This is a genomic window from Paenibacillus sp. 37 (assembly GCF_008386395.1).
In the GTDB taxonomy this organism is placed as follows: domain Bacteria; phylum Bacillota; class Bacilli; order Paenibacillales; family Paenibacillaceae; genus Paenibacillus; species Paenibacillus amylolyticus_B.
Window position 1 is genome coordinate 4,351,445 of sequence record NZ_CP043761.1, and the last position, 22,435, is coordinate 4,373,879.

Sequence of the window (22,435 nt, forward strand, 5' to 3'; positions counted from 1 at the left end):
GATTAATCTTCCTCCTCGATAATATAATCTGTGAATACATTCATCTTATCGCAAGAAAACCCGCATTTCCTTGATCTGAATCAAGGAATGCAGGCAATGAACAGATCATGGTCGGTCCCTATGACCGTTTGTTTCTAAGATAGTTACACCATCATTTTGCGCAGAGAAGATACATATCTGGAACGAATAACAAAGAAATAAAACGTCTGTGCAAGTACAAAGGCACCAAATACAGTCAACAGCGGCATCGTATAATTGGTAATACCGAATTCAGTAAGAAATGGCTTAACCACGACCAAAGTTTCAATGATAGCTACTCCGATCGGTAAAAAGAACAGAATAGCAATCTGAACGGTGGATGATCGTTTCATCTCCTGGAAACTGAGACCCATTTTCGAAAGAGAATGCACCATCTTTCCATCCGCTTCAAGATCGGTATGCAGTCTGAAATACAGAAAGCTTGCGGAAGAGATCGAGAAGATTAATCCGATAAATATGCCCAAGAAGGTAAATAGTGCTGTCCCCTGTCTGAATCTTTCAAAATCACCGTACCGCGTACTCAGATATCCAGAGTGGTTATCCGTTGAAGCGTTGCTACTCCGAATGGAATCCGCGGAGAATAGAAGCTGATCGCTAACCATGGCTTCCGAGGAGTGGCGGTCAGGTACAGCATGACCCCATGCAGGAATCTGATACAGATATTTAGCAGATATCATATTCTCTTTGATCTGTTGGGCAATCTCTTCATACTTCTCATCCGGTAGGACAACTACACCTGTAGCATAGAGTAGGGTTCCAAACTGTGGATCGATATCTGTATCCGTAACCCGAGCTTCCAGTGGGCTCGCATTCAGACTCAACGTCAACTTGTCTCCCTTCGCAAAATTACGAAATCTGTTGCGCTCGATCTGACCCTGATCCTTCTCATTGCGGGTATCCACAAATAAGGCAGATCCGGCATCCAATTGGAACATCTTTTTCCCTTGTGTCAGATTGTATTGGTTGTAGTGACTAAGCGGCATAACCGAGACAGCACTCTGATCTGCAGCGGACCAGAAATATTCCAGATATATCTGTTGATAATCCAAGCCTGCAGCTTCAAGCATCGAATCAATAGCGCTCATATCCAATTGCTCTGCTGGTCTGAAAACATTGTATTGAATTGGAAAATCATTGTTTGTAAACTGCTCCCGGTTCTCTTGATCCAGTGACAAAATCACAACTGCACTCATCGAAGCAATCGCAATCACTACCGTCACCATAAAGAGCATCCGAGCATTATCCTTCATTTTGTAACTCATCTCTGAGATCCATAACAGACGAGTACCATGCCATACCGTTTTACGATTACGCTTCAATACCCGTATAATGAGCACGGAAAGTTGTGAGTAGAAAAAATACGTCCCTGCGATGCCTGTCACTGCTGCGAGCAAGATCGTACCGCCACTCAATTTACTGCGGAGTGCTACAAATCCGATTGTAAGTAATGTCAGGCCCAGAAGTGAGAAGAACCACGAAGCTTTGGGTTCTTTTTTAGGTTTGCTGGTCCCCGTCAAAAGTTCTAACGTCCGTTTGTTTCCGATAAATACCAATGTGAAAAGTGAAATGCAGAAAAATAATAACAGAAAGGCCCCGATCGTAATCAGAATCGCTTTCACCGGAAAATAAAAGGACAGATCATCCATCCCGATAAAACGAGTGGTTAACATCAGGAACAGCTTGGACAACAACATGCCTCCGCCGATACCGGCAATAATGGACAGACAGCCGATCAACATATTTTCCAATATGACCAATTTCCGAATCTGTCCAGGCTCCGCACCAAGTATGGTCAGAATGCCAAACTCCTTGTTCCGTGATTTGAGAAAAGCACTGATGGAATACATAACAAAGAAAAATGCAAACACATACACGATAATCGAAGCGATCTGCATCCCCGTAGCGGTAGTGTCACCCATTGGCAACTCTGCCACATATGGATGATAGATAAATACTGCATAAGCGAAAAATATCATGACCATAAACACACTGCTAAGAAAAAAAGCAATATACGCTCGCCCATTGCGGCGAATGTTATTAAACGCGAACTGAGGAAAGCTCATGTGAATTCCCTCCCCAGAAGGATAAAGTATCAATGATCCGCTGGAAGAACGTCTGCCGATTATCTCCGCGGTGTACCTCCGCTGCCAGTTTCCCGTCCTTGATAAATACGATTCGATTGCAATAACTTGCAGCAAGGGGATCGTGTGTCACCAGCATAATGGTCGTTTTCTCCTGCTGATTAATCTGTTCAAGCGACTCCATGACAGCCTGAGATGAAGTGGAATCCAATGCACCAGTGGGTTCATCCGCCAATACAATCGAAGGCATATTGATCATGGATCTCGCAATGGCTGTGCGCTGTCGCTGTCCACCCGAGATTTCGTACACTCGTTTATCCAGAATATGATCAATCCCAAGCTTGGCTGTAATACGATGTAGTCTACTCTCCATCTCCTTCAGTTTGACCTTGTCCAGCGTCAATGGAAGTACAATATTCTCGGCAACCGTCAGCGTGTCCAACAGATTGAAATCCTGAAAGACAAACCCGAGTTCCCGACGCCGGAACATGGCAAGTTCTTTCTTTTTCATATCAAACGGGTTCATGCCATTAATTAGCACCTTGCCTGAGCTGGGTTCATCAATGGTAGAGACCATGTTTAACAATGTGGTTTTGCCACTGCCGGACGGGCCCATAATACCCACAAACTCACCTTGTTTGATTGTCAGATGAATATCACTAAGGGCTTGAGTCTGCACTTTGCCCTGATATACTTTGTTCAGTCCCGATACTTGTAACATTTCCATGCATAATTCCCTCCTAATCCATCATTCTTTATACGTTAATTCTATTCTTATCCTAACTGACCTCCCCTAACGGTGCTATCGAATTACCTTAAACTTCCCTTACAGTACGTTTAAGGTTCTGTTCCCCTGCCTCCATAACTTATTGTATCTATAAAAAAAACACCTCACCCATGGCTGTGGGCAAAGCGCTCTTTATTGCGGATATTTCGAATGAATCCAGCTAAATCTGACCAGCGTTCCCTTATTCAGCTCCGAAAACAACTCTACCCGGTTATCCAGACGTGCACTGATCTCACGAACCAGATATAACCCCATCCCTGTGGATTCGTGGTATTGCCTGCCACGTTCACCTGTAAAATAGGGATTGAACACACGATGAATATCCTCGGACGAGATGCCGATTCCCTCATCCTGAATGTCCAGGATTGTACGCTCTTCCTGTTTATAGCCGGTAATGATCACTTTTTTGCCTGATTTGCTATCGGAATAGTTCACGGCATTGGTCAAAATCTGGGTGAACATGAACCGTAGCCACTTGGAATCACTGTATATCTGAAGGTCGCCCTCCATCCGGATATCCGGCGTAATGCCTCTGCGAATAAACAAACGCCGGTTCTCTGCAATGCTACTCCGAAGCACCTCATGCAGAGACAGCAGCTCTACACGAAAATCCCCTTCGAACTGTTCAAGCCGTGATGAATGCAAGACCATCTCAAGTCCTTTGCGCATTTTATCCAGCTCATCCTGAATACTGCCAGCCGTCTCATCGTCCACATCTTCCAAGGTCAGTTGGATGATGGACAAGGGCGTCTTCATCTGATGAACCCAGCGATTCATGAATACCACCTGCTGATCCTTGCTAGTACGTAATTGACCCATCTCGTTCTGCCGATTACGCTCCAGTTCATGTAACAATTCCTGGATGGCTTCCGCCACGACCGAATTTCCAAGCGTTTGGAAAGGCTCGTTTACCAGTTTACGTGGTTGTTCAAGTAGACGATAATACGCTCGTAGCTGGAGGTAACGTATGACCAGATAGATCAACAGCACAACAGTACTGATCAGCATGCCATAAAGGACAATCTTCATCGGACGGCCCTCACCAGAGAGCCAGTAGACACACGGAACCAGCAGCATCTGTAACACATAAATTCCGACTAACAACAGGTGGTCTTTCAGGAAAAGTCTCATTTCCCTTTTCCCTGTGCGGATGAATCCAGATCCAATACACGATAACCCGCTCCGCGAACCGTCTCCAAAATCTCTTCTGCACCCAGCTCCTTCAACTTTCGGCGAACACGTGTAATATAGACATTCAACGTATTATCATCGATAAAATGCTGATCTTCCCACATTTGCTCTAACAATTTTTCTCGGCTGACAACTCGGCCTGCCTTTGCCATTAGTGCTTCCACCAGTATCGCTTCCTTCTGTGTCAGCTCTATTGAACGTTGATCATATTCCAGTACAAATCGCTCAGGATAGAGGATCATGGGACCATTCGTAACTGTTACTTCCTGCTGAACAGCAGCGTAAGAACCATAGGCTCGGCGCAGCTGACTGCGGACTTTGGCAAGCACAACTTCATATTGAAAAGGTTTTGTAATATAATCATCCGCTCCATGTTCCAACGCCATAATCTGATCCATACCACTATCACGAGCCGATATGAATAAAATGGGACATATGGAATGTGTGCGTATCTGCCTGCACCAGTAGTACCCATCATATTGAGGCAAGTTCACATCCATCAGCACAAGATCCGGTTCCATCTTCACGAATTCTTCCAATACATGACGAAAATCTTCTGTGACCTGTACCTGGAATCCATTTCGGGTCAGATAAGCCGCCAGCAATCCTGCTAGCTTGGCATCATCTTCAACCAACAATATCGACTGCATCGTTAACCCTCTTTCCGTTTCCTGACGTCAGTGTATCACATCTAGTTACCCATTCTAGTCGGAAACGGCTTGAAAATAAAGGGTCAGACCACGAGACGTCCCCTCTTCTCTGCCAACCCAATGATGGCTTCCACCCCTGAGTTAAATTCAAGAAAGTCCTGCTCTACCCCATCGCTGAAAATAACACCGTCCTCTGGCATCTGGGATACAATGTGCAGTGGTTGATTCGAATGGATCTGTCCAAACACGAGATTAGCAGCAGTCGTTCGACTCGGAAAAGGTTCACGTACTGAAAAATATAAGTAAGGCGCATCCCAGTTAAAATGATTCAGCTCCTGCCTGCTTCCATGAATGGATGAGGATGCAACAGCAACCTCATCTTCAGAATTCATGTTCTGCCATGCAGCGGACCCTACAATTCCGGTGGCTCCGGCCAGCACACTTTTGAACCAGCCTGTCGATCCCATGCCTGTGGATACAATGATGCCACTGGAAGATTGTTGTTCTGCGGATGAACCCAAACGCACTTCATAACGTGCCGATACATGCGTCTTCCGACCAATGAACAGATCATTGACACCATATAGATACTGTCCATCATTCAGTTCCACTTTGGCGAGAGTGACTTCTTTCAAGGTTCGTTGCTTTCGAATGACATCAGGAACAATGAAGCTCAGATCTTCCACGGTAAAAGGTAATAACACGCCATCCCACCGCATCGGGTCCGGGTTCACACCTATTAGCGGCTGCTCGGTTACGTATTTGAGGGTATTGGCTACAAGCCCATCCTGTCCAACCACGACCACGATATCCTGCTCTCCAAAGATAAAATTAGGCACATGTTCTCGATCAATTGTTTGAACCCGTCCCAATTGACCCAGTTGCTGCTGTGCCTGCTGCACAGATAACCGATAACGACGGTCTTCCTCCATATAATCACTGAAGTCTGCGCCCAGACGTTCAATATAAAACTGAGCTTGCTGCACCGTGTTATATCGAACCACCAACTCTTCCAGTCGGGTCCGACGCTTAACGAGAATGAGCTTGTGTTCGCTCATTCGATCGTCCGGCGTAGCCTGATGACGTACTGATTTCCCTGCTTGCTCTGCCTCTCTTGTTCCTAATCTCATCGCCCTCTACCTCCCTGATCTCTGCCCGGCGCAGGAGACATCAATCCCTGCAACAGATCCGGCGAGATATTAAGCTGTCCGATCTTGCCTGCATTTTCGGCCAGTTCCTGGAATGCTAGTGCGATCAGCTTATCAGAATTCATGCCCATATTCGCCATTGCTTGCAGTACATTTGGTTGTACATTTTGCAATGAGTTCATCACGGCAGCAATCTCATACGCTTTGGCATCTGCCTCGGCATTGTGATTGGCAATGGTCAATTCAATCAGTTGCTGCTTACGTTCCTCCATCGCTGTATTGAACTGAAGCTGCTCCTGCTCCATCTCGTTTTGTTTCTGTTTCACCGAGCGTTCTGCCTGCAATTGGGTCTCACGAATTTGCTGTTTCTTTGTCTCCACGGCAATTTCGGTGTTCAGTTCGTTCTCCTTCACTCGTCTCTCCTGTTCAATCGATGCATTGCGACGCACATACAGCGCTTCATCTGCTTGACGTAAAATCTCTTCCCTCGCTTGTGCTTCCAATGCACGCATCGTCTCTTTATTGGGCAGAATGGCCAGGATGGATAGACTCATCAGCTCAACGCCCAGTTTCTCCAACTCTTCACTTTGCACAACTTCGCGTTTCATGCTGCTTGCCAGCCGTTCACTGGATTGAATGGCCTCCTTCAACGGCATTTTCTCCAGATATTTCTTGGTTAGTACTTTCGCTGTGGTGATTACCCGTTGGTCCAGTTTGCCGGGGTCGTCTGAAATATACCGATTCTTGCGCAAATTGTATGTGTAATTCAGGCTCTGTGTTATTTTCAAATAATCTACAATGCGATAACTTAGCTGTCCCTGCACAGTAACGGTCTGATAGTCCGCCGTAATCTCTTCGAACATAAAAGGTACATCCACCGAGGACACGGGTAGCACCACTACCGATGTGGTGGGCTCATAATAATAGAAGGACAATCCAACACCCTGACGTTTTACCTCACCATTTTTCACTTTCATTACATATTCACTGGGTTGAAACTTTGCAAATCGAAATCCAAACATGGCTCATTCCCCATTTCTTAATATTGTCGTTTTGATATTATCGAAATGATAACAAATGAATTCGATATTGTCAATACGACATTAACAAATGATTCATATGCCTATGTAGAGAAAGGGATGACTTCTGAACCTCTTTTTTTCCGCAAAACAAAGAGACCGAATCAGTTGATTCGATCTCCTTACCTGCTTTGTTATTTTCTAATACAGTTGTTCCATTAATCTGGCGATTGCAACAGCTCCCTGTGCACGGTTCGCTGTTTCTTTCGGAGCAAACGTGCCATCAGGCATGCCATTTAGCAGTCCAAGTTGTTGCATCGAGGCTACAGCCTCTTTGGCGTATGGCGCGATCTCATCGTTGTCTACAAACACCATATTTTCTGGTACAGAATGGGTTGCATCCTCACGTTGCACAACTTGAAGAGCTCTATTCAGCATAACGGCCATATCTTCTCGTGAAATCCGTTCGTTGGCCCCGAAGCTTCCATCCGCTCGGCCTTGAATAATGTTCATCTCAATTCCAAGTCGTACTGAATCGGCATACCACTGCCCTTCCTTCACATCTGTTGGGACCGAAATAGATGGATTCGGCTGGCGTGTATCACCAATACCTTTAATAATCATTTGCAAAAATTGTGCTCTGGTCAGTTCACCTTGCGGGGCAAAACGAGTTGCGCTCATCCCCGAAATAACCCCTTTACCGTAGAGGTTCTGTACCTCTTGGATTGCCCAATTGTCATTTTGCAAATCATGTAATGGCACTTCAACTTCTGTAATGACATAACTGCCCGATTCCAGCGGTTTGAACGTCATCGTTTTGGTCTTGTCATCGTACTTGGAATACGTAACAGGTTTCATTTCTCCACTTGGAGATATGGAATGTACAACCATAACTACATCATTTTTTTTAGGTTGCTCCACATTGGATAGAGCAACTTCAACCGCTCTGTTTGTCCATTGCAATGGCTTATTGTTCATTAACAAATTCACATCAACAATCGCATGATGACCGATTGCTGCTTTTTGAGATGTGGATAGTGCATCTGTTGATCCTTTTGCCACTACAATGTCGAACGTTCCCACAGTCTCTGCAATGGTTAGCGGCAGTGATTTGAGAGGAACACGAACGGTAGTCTGTCCTACGACTACATCCAGAGATTTTACTTCCTCGGAACGAACCCATGCTGCCAATTGACTTGCAGCCAATTGGAATGTGACTGTCTCGGCTGTGTCAGGTACATCTGCAAGCAGCTTCAACGTACGATTTCCTGCATCCATGGACTGCAGTGCCTGAGTTAATTGGGATGCATCCGGACGAATCGAATACTTGTCATCCCCAGTTGCTGTTCCTTTTATCGTGATCGAACCCTTAACTGGCGGATTCCCAGGTTCAACCGGTGGTGTTTCAGCCGGATTCCCCGTTGAAGGAGCTGTTCCCGGGTTGGAAGGTTGTGAAGGTACGCTTGGTTGTGATGGCTGACCAGGGCCAGGTGTACCATCTTGACGCACAAGCTTACTCACAGCATCTTGTAACGACCGATCCGCATTGCTTACATCTTGCGTTGAAGATTCAACATCCAGCATGAACGCCTTCGCTTCAGAAAGCGCCTTACTGAATACATTCCAGCTTGAAGTCGTGTAATCAGTTTGTTTTAATTTCTCAGCGTTATCTACAGTAACTTGCAGTGCAGATTTGTCAGCCGGGTACGTACCGTAAGCTTCAAATTCCATGAATCCTACCCATGTAGGACCTGCTGTAATCGTTACGCGAATATAACGTCCCTCCGTGCCTTCTGGAAGAACATGGCTAGGTGCGGTTGATACAACCACATCACTTGTGGTGTCCACTACTTTCACAAAATTTTGGTTGTCATTGGACACTTCAATCTTGTACTTGATACCGCCACTCCACATCGACATCTCGATCTTGCGAAGGTTAGCGACTTGTCCCAAATCCACTTGCCACCAGCTTCCGATACTCTTATCCGTTCCCCATGAAGTGTTCGGATTGTTGTCAATTGCACCTTCAGGAGAGTTGGCTTGATTACCTCCTGTCCCTGCACTACTTGAAGCCGTTGCCGTTTTGCCCGTTGTTAAAGCCTCCAGAGAGACCAGATTAGTAAAGGCTTGTTTCAACATACTCAGTGCTGAATTCACCTCAGACTGGACAACAGCTTGGTTATCTCGGACCTGAATCGCTACCTTCAAAGATTGTTGCAATACAGACCAGCTCCGGCGTGTATAGGAAGATTCATTCTGCTGCTGCATTTGTTGAATGTACTGGTGCAGTTGTGTTTTGTCCACATTGGATAGACCTTGAATGGCATCATGCAAACGTTTAACCGCTGTATTCGCATCCGTCTGTGTTGTTCTTGGATCATTCAAGACCTGCTCAGCGCCTTCCAGCGCTTTGGTCAATACCGCCCAAGTGGCCGCAGACCAGTCAGTCTGCTGATACGTACGCGCTTCCGCTATTTTAGCTCTGAGCTCGTCAAGCTGCGGGGCGATAACCTGCATCTGCTGCATCACACGTTCTAGTGCTGTTGTCGCTGCATCTGTATCTGCTTGCGTTACCCCACCCGGCGTGTATGCCTGACGATTTACGTCATCCGCTGCCGAGATTGCCGGAGCCAGAGTCCCCCAGCTTTCCGGAGTAAAATCAGTCTGTACCAATGATCTGGCTCGTGTAAGTGCCGCATCCAGTTGCTGGCGGTCTGCGGGCAGAAGACTCAATCCACGTTTGTACACATTCAGTGATGGCAAGGCACGTCCTTCGTAGGAGTATCCACCATTCTCAGGAAATTCATCATAGTCGAACATGGCGTGATTTTCCCATGCATCTCCCTCGGAATCAATCCAGCCTACATTGGCGGCAATCCATGCGGGCTCCCAATAGAAGAAGCCTGCTCCGCGGTTTTCCGGCACGTCAGCAATCATATCCATAATGCCGGCAATAGCATCATATTGCCCCTGTACCGTTGCAGGGAATGTTGCTCCCCCAACATGAAGCGCTTCATCCGATCCAATGATATTACCGTGTGCATCCCCGTTTTTATATGAAAATGGATACGAAGTCTCGGCAATAATCACGTCTTTTTTGAATTTGTCAGATACTTTATTCATGGTCTTCTGCACATCTGCAAATGTTCCATGCCAGAACGGATAATAGGAAAGTCCGATGATATCGTACTCCAGTTCGCCTTTCTCCAGCTCACTGAAATACCAGTCGAACGTATCCGCCTTGCCGCCTTCTGCGAGATGAATCATGATTTGAACCTTATCAGCGTTATTGGTGATCTCTCCTTCTACTGCACGTACAGCATCAATTCCGCTTTTCAGCAATGCAACATTTTGCTTAAAATCCACGTCGCTGCTCAAGCCGTTCAGAACACCACTGTTGATCTCATTACCGATCTGCACCATATCAGGCATGGCGTCCTCTGCTTTCATGTCTCTCACAACTTCAAATGTATAGTCGTATACGGCCTGTTTCAACTCATCAAATGACAGACCTTCCCATGCCTTTGGACGAAGCTGCTGTCCTGGATGAGCCCATTCGTCAGAATAATGGAAATCAAGCAGCACTTTCATGCCTTTTGCTTTCACCCGTGCGGCTAACTCAATTACATCTTTCTTATCGTTGTAGCCCCCTGATTTCTGTGGATCATTCCATAGACGAAGACGTACATAATTGACACCGCGATCCTTCAGTATATCGAGCAAGTCCCTTTCTGTGCCATTACTATCCAGATACTTCCCTCCATTAGCCTCAATGGCAGTTAAGGTGGAAATATCCACTCCTCTTACGTAATCCGTCCGGTATCCTCCAACTGATACAGTGGCCTCCGGTTGAAGAGGGGCTCCATATACTGCACCCGTCACGGTAAAGCTGCCCGCATGTGCGTACTCTGAAGGGTCGATACTTTCCCATTCCACTGGAACCGAACCAGATTTGGCGTTCAGATACTTCGCTGTCACTTTTGTTGGCAGAACAGGTGCAACCCCAGCTACTGTATTGACCTGAACAGCATCGTATCCGGTAATGGTTGCTGGATCAATTTTTTCCTCTTTTCCCCAGACTTTAAGCTCGGATATCCCCGGCCACCAAGTTGCTCCCGCATAGTACGGAATCGTAACCTTCACATACTGGACAGATGTACGGGTCTGGAATTCTTCACTGGCGACAGTCTGTTTTATATCGTTAGTCGTTTGGTCCACAACAGTCGACCAGTTGTTACCATCATCAGATACTTCAATCAAATATTTTACAACTTGGTCTTTGTCCTTCCAAGTCAACTCCGCTCCGGAAAGCTCATATGGCGCACCTAGGTCTATGGTCAACCAATGAGGATTGCTTTCAGAAGAAGGTGAGCTCGCACTCCAGTGAGTATTCACATCACCATCCACCGCCTTTTCTTTTTGTCCCTCATACAATAGATCTTGCTCACTTACCGTAACCGCCTTGTTAAGTGCCACGTTCACTTTTGCATCTTCCGCAGCCGCTGGACGAACCATCAGTCCCAGATCACAGAACAGCATCAGTAAGACCAGACAACCACTTATGTACCTTTTATTCACTCTTGATCTCCCCCTTTTTGTGTTTGATTGTGCATGGATCAATGAATGTAATGAATCCTCCTCATTGTAAGCGCTTAATAGTGGTGGATAACACGGCATTTTCCAAAGGAAACAGCAGTTATTTTAACAATATGATCGCGAATAAGTTACATTTGTGCTATAAGAATCACATGATTTGTAAGAAACAAAAAAATCTGTCCGTGCACCGGAATGCGGATGCAGAACAGATTTTTAGGTATATGATCGTTGCTATACTTATTTGGAGAGTTTTAATTCAAGCTGTACCTGAATATCATTTTCTGTCGAAAGCACAACCGAGTGCGGATTTTTCATTCCGAAATCTTCGAAGGTTACCATCGATGTCGCCGACAACAACACTTCGTTATTCTCATAAGCCGCTTTTGCATCAAAAGTGACTTCTTTTTCGATACCTCTAACGGTTAAAGTACCCTTCATCTTGATATCAACCGTTTGACCTACAGGCCATTCAGCGGGTACCCCTTCAAATGAAGTCGCTGTAAATGTAGCTTGTGGATATGTAGCAACGTCGAAGAAATCGGCTTGCTTCACGTGACCATCACGCTGTCCATTCCCGGAATCAATTCCATCCATCTTGATCTGTCCTTCTGCCTTCATCTGAGCAGCATCGTCTACATTAATTGTCCAATTCCCTGTTACCTGCTCGTCCACAAAGTTAACGGTCTCCTGTGATGTGGTTACGGAGAAATATACTTTGGAACCTTCGCTGATGCTCCAGTCTCCGTTCAGTTGCTCTGCTCCTGCAGTTTCATTGGCTACAGGCGCTCCTGTGCTATCTACAGCTGTTGTGGATGTCGCTGTGCTCGCAGGAAGCACCTGCTCAATCTCCACGTTGTTTCCCAAGTAACTGTTTGTGATATAGTAACCACCGCCACCGATTACGGCAACCGCCGCTACACCTGTTATAAGCCATGCTTTTGCTTTCTTGTTCATCTCTATGTTTCCTCCAGTACATGATTGTTTAGGTTGCTTCTTGGAGTGAATCATATCAATTGAATGTGTCAGGAAGAAGTCAAGATAAGACAAGTCCCATATTTTTTTGAAATCCGTAATACAGGATTGGCTTTACGCTCTAGCTCATGTAAAATCAGTACAAGTTTACAAAGCGAAAGGAGAACGCTTTTCTTGAAATCCATACTTATCGTCGAGGATGAGCAAGCTATTGCACGAGTATTGGCTGCTTATCTGAGAAAAGCAGAATTTGAAGTTCATCATGCAGCAGATGGACCGACTGCACTTACCCTTTTTGATACCGTAACGCCTTCCCTTGTATTACTTGATGTGATGCTGCCAGGAATGGACGGATGGGATCTGCTGCGGATTATTCGTGAAAAAAGTGCTTGTCCCGTGATCATGCTAACCGCACTGGATGACATTTCAGACCGTCTCAACGGACTGAATGCTGGTGCTGACGATTATATGAGCAAACCTTTTGTACCGGAAGAAGTGGTCGCCAGAGTTAATGCGGTGTTGCGTCGTAATCCACATTGGACCTCAGGTGGCAAAGAGAAGCGTTCCTTTGGAAATCTCGTCGTTGATCTTGCTGCCAAGCAGGTGTTGCTGAACGGAGCAGAGGTTGCACTCACACCTCGTGATCTGTCGTTACTGTTCTTCCTGTCCGATTATCCGAATCGGACATTTACCAGAGATCATCTTATTGAACAGGTATGGGGGATGGACTATGATGGCAGTGACCGTGCTGTAGATCTATCGATTAAACGACTACGTCAAGCCCTCTCCCACTGGTCGCCAGATACGGGAGAAATTCGGACGTTGCGAGGAATGGGGTATCAATTTTGGATCGCCAACTGAAACAGAAGAAACCCAAACGAACGATATCCATTCTGTCACACTGGACACTGCGATATTTTCTCATTTTGTGCATTGGTTTCACGATTATTGCGGCAGGGGCACTCTACTGGATTCGAACAACTTCCATTGAGAAAAGCCTCAAAACCGCAGAACTGCTTGGTCTCGAGATTGCCGATCATGTGACCAGTGAAAATAATATGCTTCGGGTTCCACCCGATCTGGACAGACTGGTAACCAAGCGAGAGAAACTATTTAATACAGATCATTATTTTTGTGTCATGATCTTGGACAACAACAATCAATTGATCTTTTCCCAGCCTAAAATGGAGCAAAAAGATGTGCATTATCGACTGTCAGACGACTATCTTGAACCTCGAAACAACAAATATGCAGGTGTAACGGTCAACATATCCGAGGGCGATCAAACCTTGGGTAAAGTGTGGGTCATGCAGTCCAAACAATCCATTACATTTGGTCCAGAGACGATAGGGCTCGTGGCTCTAATCCTCGGAGGACTAATCCTCTGTGGATGGTTTACAATCTATCTCCTGTCCAAAAAGTTATCCAGACCGATTCGTCAGGTCGCCTATGCCGCTGAACAGATTCGAGGTGGCAATTATGATGTGAGTCTTGACTTGGATACACGAGAACGTGAGATCAATGAACTTGTAAATTCATTTCGCGATATGGCTACTCGTCTCCAACAACTCGAAGAATGGCGTACACTTTCGCTGGCAGGGGTAAGTCATGAACTCAAGACACCGGTAACTTCCATCAAGGGGCTCGTTATGGCAGTACGTGACGATGTCGTGAGTCCACAGGAAGGTAAAGAATTTTTGGATATCGCTTTGAAAGAATCTGAACGCATGGAGCGAATGGTCGCAGATTTGCTTGACTATAACGCCATGGCTGCAGGAAGTGTTGCCGTTCGCAAGGAACGGACGGATCTGAAATTGTTGGTCGGTGAGATCATCTATCAGTGGAAGATTGCGTATGAGGACAAAATGCCAGAGGTTCAGCTGCACGCCCCTCCGATTAACTTCTTTACCATGGGGGATGCTCTCCGCATTCAGCAGATCATTGTCAATTTGCTCAATAACGCACTTCATGCCACAGCTCCTGAACAAAAGGCTGTCTTCGATATTTATCTAAGTACAGAAGAACAGATGCTGTACGTTGATGTTAAGGACCACGGCACAGGCATCGCAGCCGAAGAACAACCCAAAATCTTCGAACGGTTCTATCGTGGAGAAATCAAGAAACGTCGTAACCGCGGTCTGGGTCTAGGATTAACATATAGCCGGCTACTCGCTCAGGAACAGGGCGGTGAACTGACACTTGTCTCCAGCAGCCCGGAAGGCAGCATGTTCAGATTAAGCCTGCCACGCTGGACTGCAACACAAGAAGCTATGAATACAGAAAAAGCATACGGTGCAGCCGTTAAAGTGTAACGTCGCAGCATGCTAACATGACAAATAGCCCAGGATTCCATTCAGGAGCTTGGGCTATTTCAACACTCAACACTCTAATACACGTGGCCTATATTCATCGTAAGCATCCGAAATCAGTTGCTTACGAAGTGTACTGCTGGCAATGATCGCTTTCCGTTTTGCTTTCAGAACGATCTGCTCTATATCCGCATAACTGCACCCTGCCAAGCGTTCACATATGTAATCTTCCAGCCGGGTCTCCTGTTCAAATGCCCCCACCAACTTGCTGATATACAATCTACGACTTGAATCATCAGGCATACCGTAGGTCATCTTCGTATCAAACCGCCGCCAGATGGCGTGATCCAGTTGGGTTTCCAGGTTCGTTGCAGCCACCAGAATGCTGTCCCCATCGAATTCGTCCAGACATTGCAATAACGTATTGACGACACGAGCCATCTCTTTCACTTCATCATTGCTCTCACGTGTCCGGCCTATGGCATCAAATTCATCCAGAAATAACACACAGGGATTCATTCGTGCATATTCGAATAACTTGCGTACATTACTGCCCGTCTCCCCAAGATAGCTATGAATGATCGCATCTAATCTCACAAGAACCAATGGCAGATCAAGGCGCTCCGCCAGATGTGATGCCGTTAATGTTTTTCCCGTACCGGGTGGCCCGAACATGACCATTTTGTTGGGGATTGATACATCATGCTCTCTGAACTTCTCTTTCATGCCCAGAATGGTGACAAATTCATTAATGATGCGTTCATTTTCAGCGGAAAATACAATATGCTGGGCTTTAAGTCTACACTCTTTCGGCGTGTAAAAAGCAGCCATATCGATCCCTTTCGCGCGGGGAATCCGGTTCATATGGTTTATTTTGCTCATCTATACACATGCTCCTTCATTTATAGTTTCAGTCCGTAATTCAAGTTATATAAGTTGAACTAATAAATATTTACACTGACCACTTCGATGTCAGAACAACCTTCCGATCACTGTTATCCCCAGATTTTTTGATTATTTCCCTAGAGGGGAAATCCGGGGATAAAGGCGAAGTATATGCTTCCGATGTAGCTTTTTTTCAAAAAGCTTTTAGCTCCGCTTCTTCAGGTTCTTTCTGTCCTCTCCGTTTTCATGTAAATGCTTAGTTCAAGTTATATAGAATCATTCAGACTATTAATAGTAATAATTACTATTAAATAATAACATACTACTGCCTTTTTGCAAATATAACCACAACACGTCCACTATTTTGCCACAGATGGGGGCATTTGGTTGCAAGCTTCAATAAAATTTGCTATTCTAAGTGTGCATCGTTGTGTATAACGCAAAAAAGCCCTCCGAATTTCGTGAGAGCAAAAATTTTCCAGATTGGCAAGCGGCAACTTGTTATATCCGGATCTTTATACCAACGACTGTAATCCAATTAAAGTGAGGTTAACAATCATGGCAAAAGACGTATTGTGTGAAGTTAATTCCTGTCGTCACTGGGCTCAAGAGAACAAATGTAACGCTTCTTCGATCTACATCGTGAGTCACAGTAACAAAGAAGCAAGTCAGTCTGCTGAAACAGACTGTAAGACTTTTGAAGTAAAATAAGTAATCTCATGTGATTCACTTAAAGGAGCCCTTACCGGTTCCTTTTTTCTTTGTCTATTGTAACAAGAATGATAATTATTATCAAGGCCTAATCTGTAAAAATCCTTCTCACCTCTTAAATGCACATTGGACAGATGACCTACGTACACTACGTAAGAAGTCAGTATGCCCATGAACGATTAGAACCAAGAGGTGAATAACAATGCCTGTTAAAAGTGGCACACAGTATCGCGAACGAATTGATGCACAGTCCGTCCCTTGCTGGTACAAAGGTAACCTTATTACTGGAAAACGCTCTGAACATGTAGCATTTGCTGGTTTAATGGAGACTCAGATGTACATGTATGATCTGCAATCTGATCCTAAATTTGCAGAAACGATGACGTATGCCTCCCCTGCAGACGGCAAACCGGTGGGCATATCCTTCCTGCCTCCAACCAGTGCAGACGACCTCCGTAAACGCCGGGAAGGGATGAATATCTGGGCAAATGTGCATCATGGCTTTCTTGGTCGCTCACCCGATTACATGAATACAGCCATCATGTCCTTTTACACAGGTGCGGATCTCCTGAACGAATTATCTCCCCAATATGCAGAAAATCTCAAGAATTATTATGCCTACTGCCGTGATCATGATATTACGCTATCGCATGCCTTTATCCAGCCATATGCCAGCAAAATTTCAGGGCAATTGGATGCCACTGAGGATGCTATTGCCGCAAAGGTCGTAGATCGTACCGAGGAAGGTCTCATTATTAGCGGAGCATTCATGATGGCTACACAAGCTGCCACTTCGGATGAGATTTTTGTCTATCCGTCCCCTTCTCCTGCCCCATTTGATGACGAAAATCCATTTGCATTCTCCTTTGCTGTCCCCAATGATCTTCCGGGTATCAGTTTGGTATGCAGGGATACCTACGCAGCTGAATCTCACACCAACTATCCCCTGAGCTCCAGATATGAAGAAATGGACAATATCGTCATCTTTGACCGGGTGCTCGTTCCGCATGAACGAATATTTTTTGCAGGAAGTGAGGAAATGTCCTCGCGTCTCTTCAGTGGCAGTAACTTTCATATTCACGCAGGTCATCAGGTATTGTGCCGTTATATTGCCAAGACGGAATTTGTTCTCGGTACAATTCAGCTTCTCACGGATACTCTCGATCTGAATACGGAAGCACATGTTATTGAGAAAACTGCACGTCTGTTCGCAGGTCTTGAATCGTTAAAAGCATTGGCTTTGGCCGCAGAGGCAGGTGCCATACCAGACGGAAGAGGATTTGTATTACCTGCACCCAAACCATTGATGGCAGCCAATCTGCTTTTTCCGAAACTTTATCCTGAGATGATTGAAATTCTGCAACTTTTGGGCTCGAGCGGGGTAATTATGATCCCTCAGGAAGAAGAGTTTCAATCCGATATCGCTCCTTCACTGAATATATATCTGAAAGGGAACGATATGGCTTCTTATGAACGCAATGCTCTGTTCCGCCTGATCTGGGAGCTTGGGGCTGGATCATTCGGGGGCAGACAGACCCAATTCGAACGATTCTTTTTTGGCAATGTCCTTACAGTATCCAATCGATTATACTCCGTATATAACAAAGATCAGACGAATCGTCAGCTCGTTCGTGATTTTCTATTCAACACCAGCAAATAAGAGAACTAATGAACATTTTTTTATACCAGATGGTCATAGACCGTCATCAGTTCAGAGGCTGGTCTGCTTGCATCCATATCCCGCAATGCAGGCTGGTCTCCGTAACCGATATGGAATACCCCCAGAACCTTCTCTTCACTTGTCAAACCCATCAAATTCATAAACACAGGATGTTGTTGATAATCATTAATCTTCCAGACCGCATTCAAACCCTGTTCCGCAGCCAGAATACTAAAGCGTTTGCTCCAGGCTTTGGCCGGCAGAAGATGATCCTCACGGGCATTTTTAGGCGCCACGACAACCAGATGGGTAGGGATTGCTTCCGTGTATTGATATGTAGCCCAGTCGCCGTAGCGATCAGCCAGATGCGGTGGATAGCTCTGTCTGACCGCTTCCAGATAAAGCTGTCGTCCTTCGCCTGCAAACAACATAAACCTCCAAGGTTCTGAACTCATTACATATAATGAAGGATCTGCTTCATCAAGCAACTTTCGTATAACCGACTGGGGTACTGGCAACGGACTGAATTCGCATGTTCCTGCACGTCTCTTGCCGCTGCTTATATCTTGACTTAGACCGGTAGACATGGTAACTTTCCCTCCTCTATCTACATGATATATCGTTATCCTTCAATCGCCTTCACATCAACCATGTTTTCTTCGGTTCAACGGCTTCCGTTTTCCAGCGATCTACCTCTTCGTGGATGCGCGCTTTATCACGCGTCGTAAACTGTTCTGACTCCACCACTTCTGCTTGCGGCATGCTGTCACGTATCAAGCGAATGTAGTCCATGGAACGTATCAGAGACTGGCGTCCAGGGATGTACCTAATTTTGCGTCCTTCCAACAAACAGTATATCTCGATCATACCCGGTAATTTTCCGAAAGCTTCCCAGCAGAATGCACTGACCATATGCTGAAACGCCTCAACTACGTTTGGATCATGGACAACCATATATTTTTGAATAAGCAGCGAATCCCAGCCTTCTGGTTGCCAGGCCGCCTGAAATATCATCGACAAATGCATGGATAATGAAGGTAACTCCGTTCTCCACTGTTCAAAAAGAATGGCTGGATGCTTCAGATCATCATTCATTGCAATAGCGAGTGACAATTCATCTGTAATCTTGTTCTTCACATCCCAGTAATGGAGAACAGATTCGAAACCATCCGTCTTTCTGGGCCACCACTTCTCAAGTAAATACTGCACGGGTACTTCTTTTCGAACATCGGGGTCGAGACTGTAGAAGGCATTGACCGCATGGCTCACCGCATATTGTACACGGTGCCTCCATTGCAGTGGAAAACGCTGCTCAGACACTGGTTCAGGGCGGATGAATCGGTGTGGGCTGCGCAGCATTTCTTCCAATCTGTAATCTTCAAGCAGACGTTCAGGAAGGTCATTCCTTCCGACTGGCATCGCTGCCTGAACATTATGTCTTAACATGATCTTTAGGATACCTGTAATCCGGCAGCAGCGAAGCGTTTGCCAAAGTCACGGCATGTTTCTTTCTCCTGCTCAAGCGGACTATATTCAATTTTCAACATCTCTGGAGATACCTCCGCCCCACGCTCTTGCAGCTTGGCAGCCGCGAGATCAACTGCACCGCAGAACTGCTCATATGAGGTGTCACCACTACCAAACACCGCAGCTCTCTTACCACTTAGGTCAAGCTCATCCAGCTCCTCATAGAAATCAAGGAATTCATCTGGCAACTCCCCATCTCCCCAGGTGTACACACCGATCATGAATCCGTCATAGTCCAATACATCAGATGCATTACAATCCGTTACGGATTTCAGATCTGCCTCGTGGCCTCCCTTTGTAATTCCCTCCACAATCAGTTCTGCAATTTCTTCTGTATTTCCTGTCATGCTTGCATAAGCCACTAACAATTTAGCCATCTATTTTTCCCTCACTTTAATTTGATCATGTAATATTCTCTCTATGAAGAAAGAATGAATTTTGGATTAACAAAATCATATGTGATAATGATTATCATTGTCAAATTAATTTTTTGGTTATCTTTGTTTTTCAGTATATGGGGCATGTTGGATTTCAACACAGCTAAAATACTTCATCCTTTAAGGTCAGTTGTAATACCTTCCTCCAATGATCCCGTCCCCCAACTGGCGTACAAGCCCTTTTTTGTTGTACAATAGTATCCAAATGACTTTTGAAGGATGGATAAATCATTATGTACGTAGCTAAGAATTGGAAGGACTATGAAGTAATCGATACAGGAGGCGGCGAGAAACTGGAGCGTTGGGGAGATGTGATTTTACGCAGACCCGATCCACAGATTATCTGGCCCCTCGAGCAAGAAACCAATGAATGGCGTCAGGTGCATGGTCACTATCATCGCAGCTCTTCCGGTGGCGGTAACTGGGATATGAAAAAGCCCATTCCCGAGCGATGGACGATCGGATACGAAAACTTGAAATTCCACATTAAACCTACCAGCTTTAAGCACACTGGCCTGTTCCCTGAACAAGCTGCTAACTGGAGCTGGATGATGGATAAAATCTCCAATGCAGGACGTCCTATTTCTGTCTTGAACCTGTTTGCCTATACAGGCGGAGCAACGGTAGCCGCAGCTTACGCAGGCGCTTCTGTTGTTCATGTGGATGCAGCTAAAGGCATGGTTCAATGGGCCAAGGAAAATGTTCAATTATCCGGACTGGCTGATCGCCCTGTTCGTTTTATTACAGATGATGTATTCAAATTCGTACAACGGGAACAACGTCGCGGAAATCGTTACGACGCCATTATTATGGACCCTCCTTCATATGGCCGAGGCCCTAATGGAGAGACATGGAAACTGGAAGAGAACCTATATCCTTTCTTGAAGTCATGTATGACGATTTTGTCGGATAATCCATTATTCATGCTGGTTAACTCCTACACTACGGGCATTTCCTCTACGGTTCTGCGCAACATGTTGACCATGACGATGTCTGCTCAGTACGGTGGTGACATTACTGCAGGTGAAATTGGTCTGCCGATCACACGCAGTGGTCTGGATCTGCCTTGTGGTATTCTGGGCCGTTGGGAGTCTTAATCATGTCAGAACATCGGCATGACCACGATGCAATTCCGATTCTGTTTGAAGACAACCATCTGTTAGGCATTACGAAGCCGGTCAATGTACCTACACAGGAAGATTCATCAGGTGATCCGGATTTGCTTACATTACTGAAGCAGGATCTGAAAGAACGATACAACAAACCCGGTAATGTTTATCTCGGGTTAGTACACCGACTTGATCGTCCTGTTGGAGGGGTAATGATTTTTGCCAAGACTTCTAAAGCAGCTTCGAGATTGTCCGAGACTGTGCGGGGACGTCATTTCCGTAAAATATATGCAGCTGTTGTACATGGCAAGTTGCCTGCACAGCAGGGAACGTTAAAACACACGCTCCTGAAAGATGCACGTACAAATACCGTTACTGTTGTACCTAAAGGTACGACTGGCGGTAAGGATGCCGTTCTGGATTACCGTGTTATCGGCGAGACAGACCGTTACAGCCTCGTCCATATCGAACTGCACACCGGCAGATCTCATCAGATTCGGGTGCAAATGAAAGAAATCGGTTGCCCTCTGTACGGGGATCAGAAGTACGGCGCAAGCGTGAATAAACCCGGGCAACAGATTGCTCTATGGTCTGCGATTGCAGCTTTTCCTCATCCAGTTACCAAGGAAGAAGTTATTCTGCAATCTTTACCTGCAAGAGAATTCCCCTGGGCAGAATGGCCCGCTGCCGTGTACCAAAAAGCTTTTGGACAATCTCAATAAGTACATGTTCAGCAAGACTGGTTTTCAGTACCGAGAAGATGGGATCAAAAGCGGTTTTATCGAACAACCTCTATAAGTGCACAGGATCAGGTTAGATCTGTCCATACAACGTGTCGTTCAGATTCTGTATCTGAACGACACGTTTTTTCATATTTTCAGTTATATACCTAAGATACAGAGAGGAGACATCCTGATGACCCCGTTTACCAAACAAGTCATTGCGATCATCGCGGCGATTCCCGAAGGTAAAGTGATGACGTACGGTCAGATTGCAGCCCATGCTGGAAGTCCGAGAGCGGCGAGACAAGTCGTCCGTATTCTGCACTCGATGAGCCGCAAGGAACGTCTGCCCTGGCACCGTGTTGTCAACGCAAAAGGCGAAATCTCCATACCGGACGAACACTCGCGCATGATGCAGGAATCAGAACTGATTAGCGAAGGTGTGGAGTTTCAACTGAACGGAACCATTAACCTAAAACAGTTCGGTCATGAGCCCGATCCTGTATTTCTTATCGATCCAACGATCCAGCCCGAATAATAAGAGTACTCTCCTCCTATCGCGCACACCAAAAAAAGAGAACTCCGGCAGTTA

19 protein-coding genes are annotated in these 22,435 nt (G+C 45.7%); 7 read left to right on the forward strand and 12 right to left on the reverse strand.

Annotation, left to right across the window (positions count from 1 at the left end; all coding sequences use genetic code 11):
• Window positions 1-143: 143 nt before the first annotated feature.
• From F0220_RS18580 to F0220_RS18615, 8 genes are all read right to left on the reverse strand, one after another.
• Window positions 144-2,102: an ABC transporter permease gene (locus tag F0220_RS18580; protein ID WP_105599331.1), complete on the reverse strand. Its 1,959-nt coding sequence runs from the start codon at window positions 2,100-2,102 to the stop codon at window positions 144-146.
• Window positions 2,077-2,847, reverse strand: a complete 771-nt coding sequence (locus tag F0220_RS18585; RefSeq protein WP_017687815.1) for an ABC transporter ATP-binding protein — start codon at window positions 2,845-2,847, stop codon at window positions 2,077-2,079. The genes F0220_RS18580 and F0220_RS18585 overlap by 26 nt, the downstream gene beginning before the upstream one ends.
• Window positions 2,848-3,039: 192 nt before the next feature.
• The gene (locus tag F0220_RS18590) at window positions 3,040-4,038 is read right to left on the reverse strand and encodes a sensor histidine kinase (protein ID WP_105599332.1); all 999 of its coding nucleotides are present in this window, start codon (window positions 4,036-4,038) and stop codon (window positions 3,040-3,042) included.
• Complete coding sequence (locus F0220_RS18595; RefSeq protein WP_105599333.1) at window positions 4,035-4,748, reverse strand: response regulator transcription factor; 714 nt, start codon at window positions 4,746-4,748, stop codon at window positions 4,035-4,037. The genes F0220_RS18590 and F0220_RS18595 overlap by 4 nt, the downstream gene beginning before the upstream one ends.
• Before the next feature lie 83 nt (window positions 4,749-4,831).
• Window positions 4,832-5,806 carry a diacylglycerol kinase catalytic domain-containing protein gene (locus F0220_RS18600; protein WP_105599997.1) on the reverse strand — a complete coding sequence of 325 codons (975 nt, stop codon included), beginning with the start codon at window positions 5,804-5,806 and terminating at the stop codon, window positions 4,832-4,834.
• A gap of 68 nt (window positions 5,807-5,874) precedes the next feature.
• Window positions 5,875-6,918, reverse strand: a complete 1,044-nt coding sequence (locus F0220_RS18605) for an SPFH domain-containing protein (RefSeq protein ID WP_091017902.1) — start codon at window positions 6,916-6,918, stop codon at window positions 5,875-5,877.
• Between the two features lie 198 nt (window positions 6,919-7,116).
• Window positions 7,117-11,493, reverse strand: coding sequence for a glycosyl hydrolase 53 family protein (locus F0220_RS18610; protein ID WP_181155470.1), 4,377 nt, complete (start codon window positions 11,491-11,493; stop codon window positions 7,117-7,119).
• Between the two features lie 255 nt (window positions 11,494-11,748).
• A complete protein-coding gene (locus tag F0220_RS18615; RefSeq protein ID WP_105599335.1) occupies window positions 11,749-12,465 on the reverse strand; it encodes a YceI family protein in 717 nt (238 codons plus the stop codon).
• A gap of 192 nt (window positions 12,466-12,657) precedes the next feature.
• Between F0220_RS18615 and F0220_RS18620 the strand changes: the two genes are divergently transcribed.
• Both F0220_RS18620 and F0220_RS18625 read left to right on the forward strand, forming a co-directional pair.
• Entirely contained in the window at window positions 12,658-13,344 is a 687-nt protein-coding gene (locus tag F0220_RS18620; protein WP_091017907.1) for a response regulator transcription factor, read from the forward strand.
• Window positions 13,329-14,795 carry a HAMP domain-containing sensor histidine kinase gene (locus tag F0220_RS18625; RefSeq protein ID WP_105599336.1) on the forward strand — a complete coding sequence of 489 codons (1,467 nt, stop codon included), beginning with the start codon at window positions 13,329-13,331 and terminating at the stop codon, window positions 14,793-14,795. The genes F0220_RS18620 and F0220_RS18625 overlap by 16 nt, the downstream gene beginning before the upstream one ends.
• Window positions 14,796-14,861: 66 nt before the next feature.
• Here the strand turns inward: F0220_RS18625 and F0220_RS18630 are convergent, their stop codons facing one another.
• The gene (locus F0220_RS18630; RefSeq protein ID WP_105599337.1) at window positions 14,862-15,674 is read right to left on the reverse strand and encodes an AAA family ATPase; all 813 of its coding nucleotides are present in this window, start codon (window positions 15,672-15,674) and stop codon (window positions 14,862-14,864) included.
• A 561-nt stretch (window positions 15,675-16,235) separates the two neighbouring features.
• Here F0220_RS18630 and F0220_RS18635 point away from each other — a divergent pair.
• On the forward strand, window positions 16,236-16,388 hold the full coding sequence (locus F0220_RS18635) for a DUF1540 domain-containing protein (protein WP_076209985.1): 153 nt from the start codon (window positions 16,236-16,238) through the stop codon (window positions 16,386-16,388).
• Window positions 16,389-16,590: 202 nt separating this feature from the next.
• On the forward strand, window positions 16,591-18,048 hold the full coding sequence (locus tag F0220_RS18640) for a 4-hydroxyphenylacetate 3-hydroxylase family protein (protein ID WP_105599338.1): 1,458 nt from the start codon (window positions 16,591-16,593) through the stop codon (window positions 18,046-18,048).
• Window positions 18,049-18,068: 20 nt separating this feature from the next.
• On the opposite strand, the gene F0220_RS18645 is transcribed toward F0220_RS18640, so the two are convergent.
• Genes F0220_RS18645 through F0220_RS18655 form a run of 3 tightly spaced genes read right to left on the reverse strand, consistent with a single transcriptional unit; the run spans window position 18,069 to window position 19,952 of the window.
• Entirely contained in the window at window positions 18,069-18,635 is a 567-nt protein-coding gene (locus F0220_RS18645) for a nitroreductase family protein (RefSeq protein WP_091017915.1), read from the reverse strand.
• Window positions 18,636-18,687: 52 nt separating this feature from the next.
• Window positions 18,688-19,494, reverse strand: coding sequence for a hypothetical protein (locus F0220_RS18650; RefSeq protein WP_105599339.1), 807 nt, complete (start codon window positions 19,492-19,494; stop codon window positions 18,688-18,690).
• A 5-nt stretch (window positions 19,495-19,499) separates the two neighbouring features.
• On the reverse strand, window positions 19,500-19,952 hold the full coding sequence (locus F0220_RS18655) for a flavodoxin (RefSeq protein ID WP_091017919.1): 453 nt from the start codon (window positions 19,950-19,952) through the stop codon (window positions 19,500-19,502).
• A gap of 293 nt (window positions 19,953-20,245) precedes the next feature.
• Between F0220_RS18655 and F0220_RS18660 the strand changes: the two genes are divergently transcribed.
• The 3 genes from F0220_RS18660 to F0220_RS18670 all read left to right on the forward strand — a co-directional run bounded on the left by F0220_RS18660 (window position 20,246) and on the right by F0220_RS18670 (window position 22,381).
• Window positions 20,246-21,109, forward strand: coding sequence for a class I SAM-dependent methyltransferase (locus F0220_RS18660; RefSeq protein WP_017687801.1), 864 nt, complete (start codon window positions 20,246-20,248; stop codon window positions 21,107-21,109).
• A 2-nt stretch (window positions 21,110-21,111) separates the two neighbouring features.
• Window positions 21,112-21,843: an RluA family pseudouridine synthase gene (locus F0220_RS18665; RefSeq protein ID WP_105599340.1), complete on the forward strand. Its 732-nt coding sequence runs from the start codon at window positions 21,112-21,114 to the stop codon at window positions 21,841-21,843.
• Window positions 21,844-22,036: 193 nt separating this feature from the next.
• A complete protein-coding gene (locus F0220_RS18670) occupies window positions 22,037-22,381 on the forward strand; it encodes an MGMT family protein (protein ID WP_105599341.1) in 345 nt (114 codons plus the stop codon).
• Window positions 22,382-22,435 lie beyond the last annotated feature (54 nt).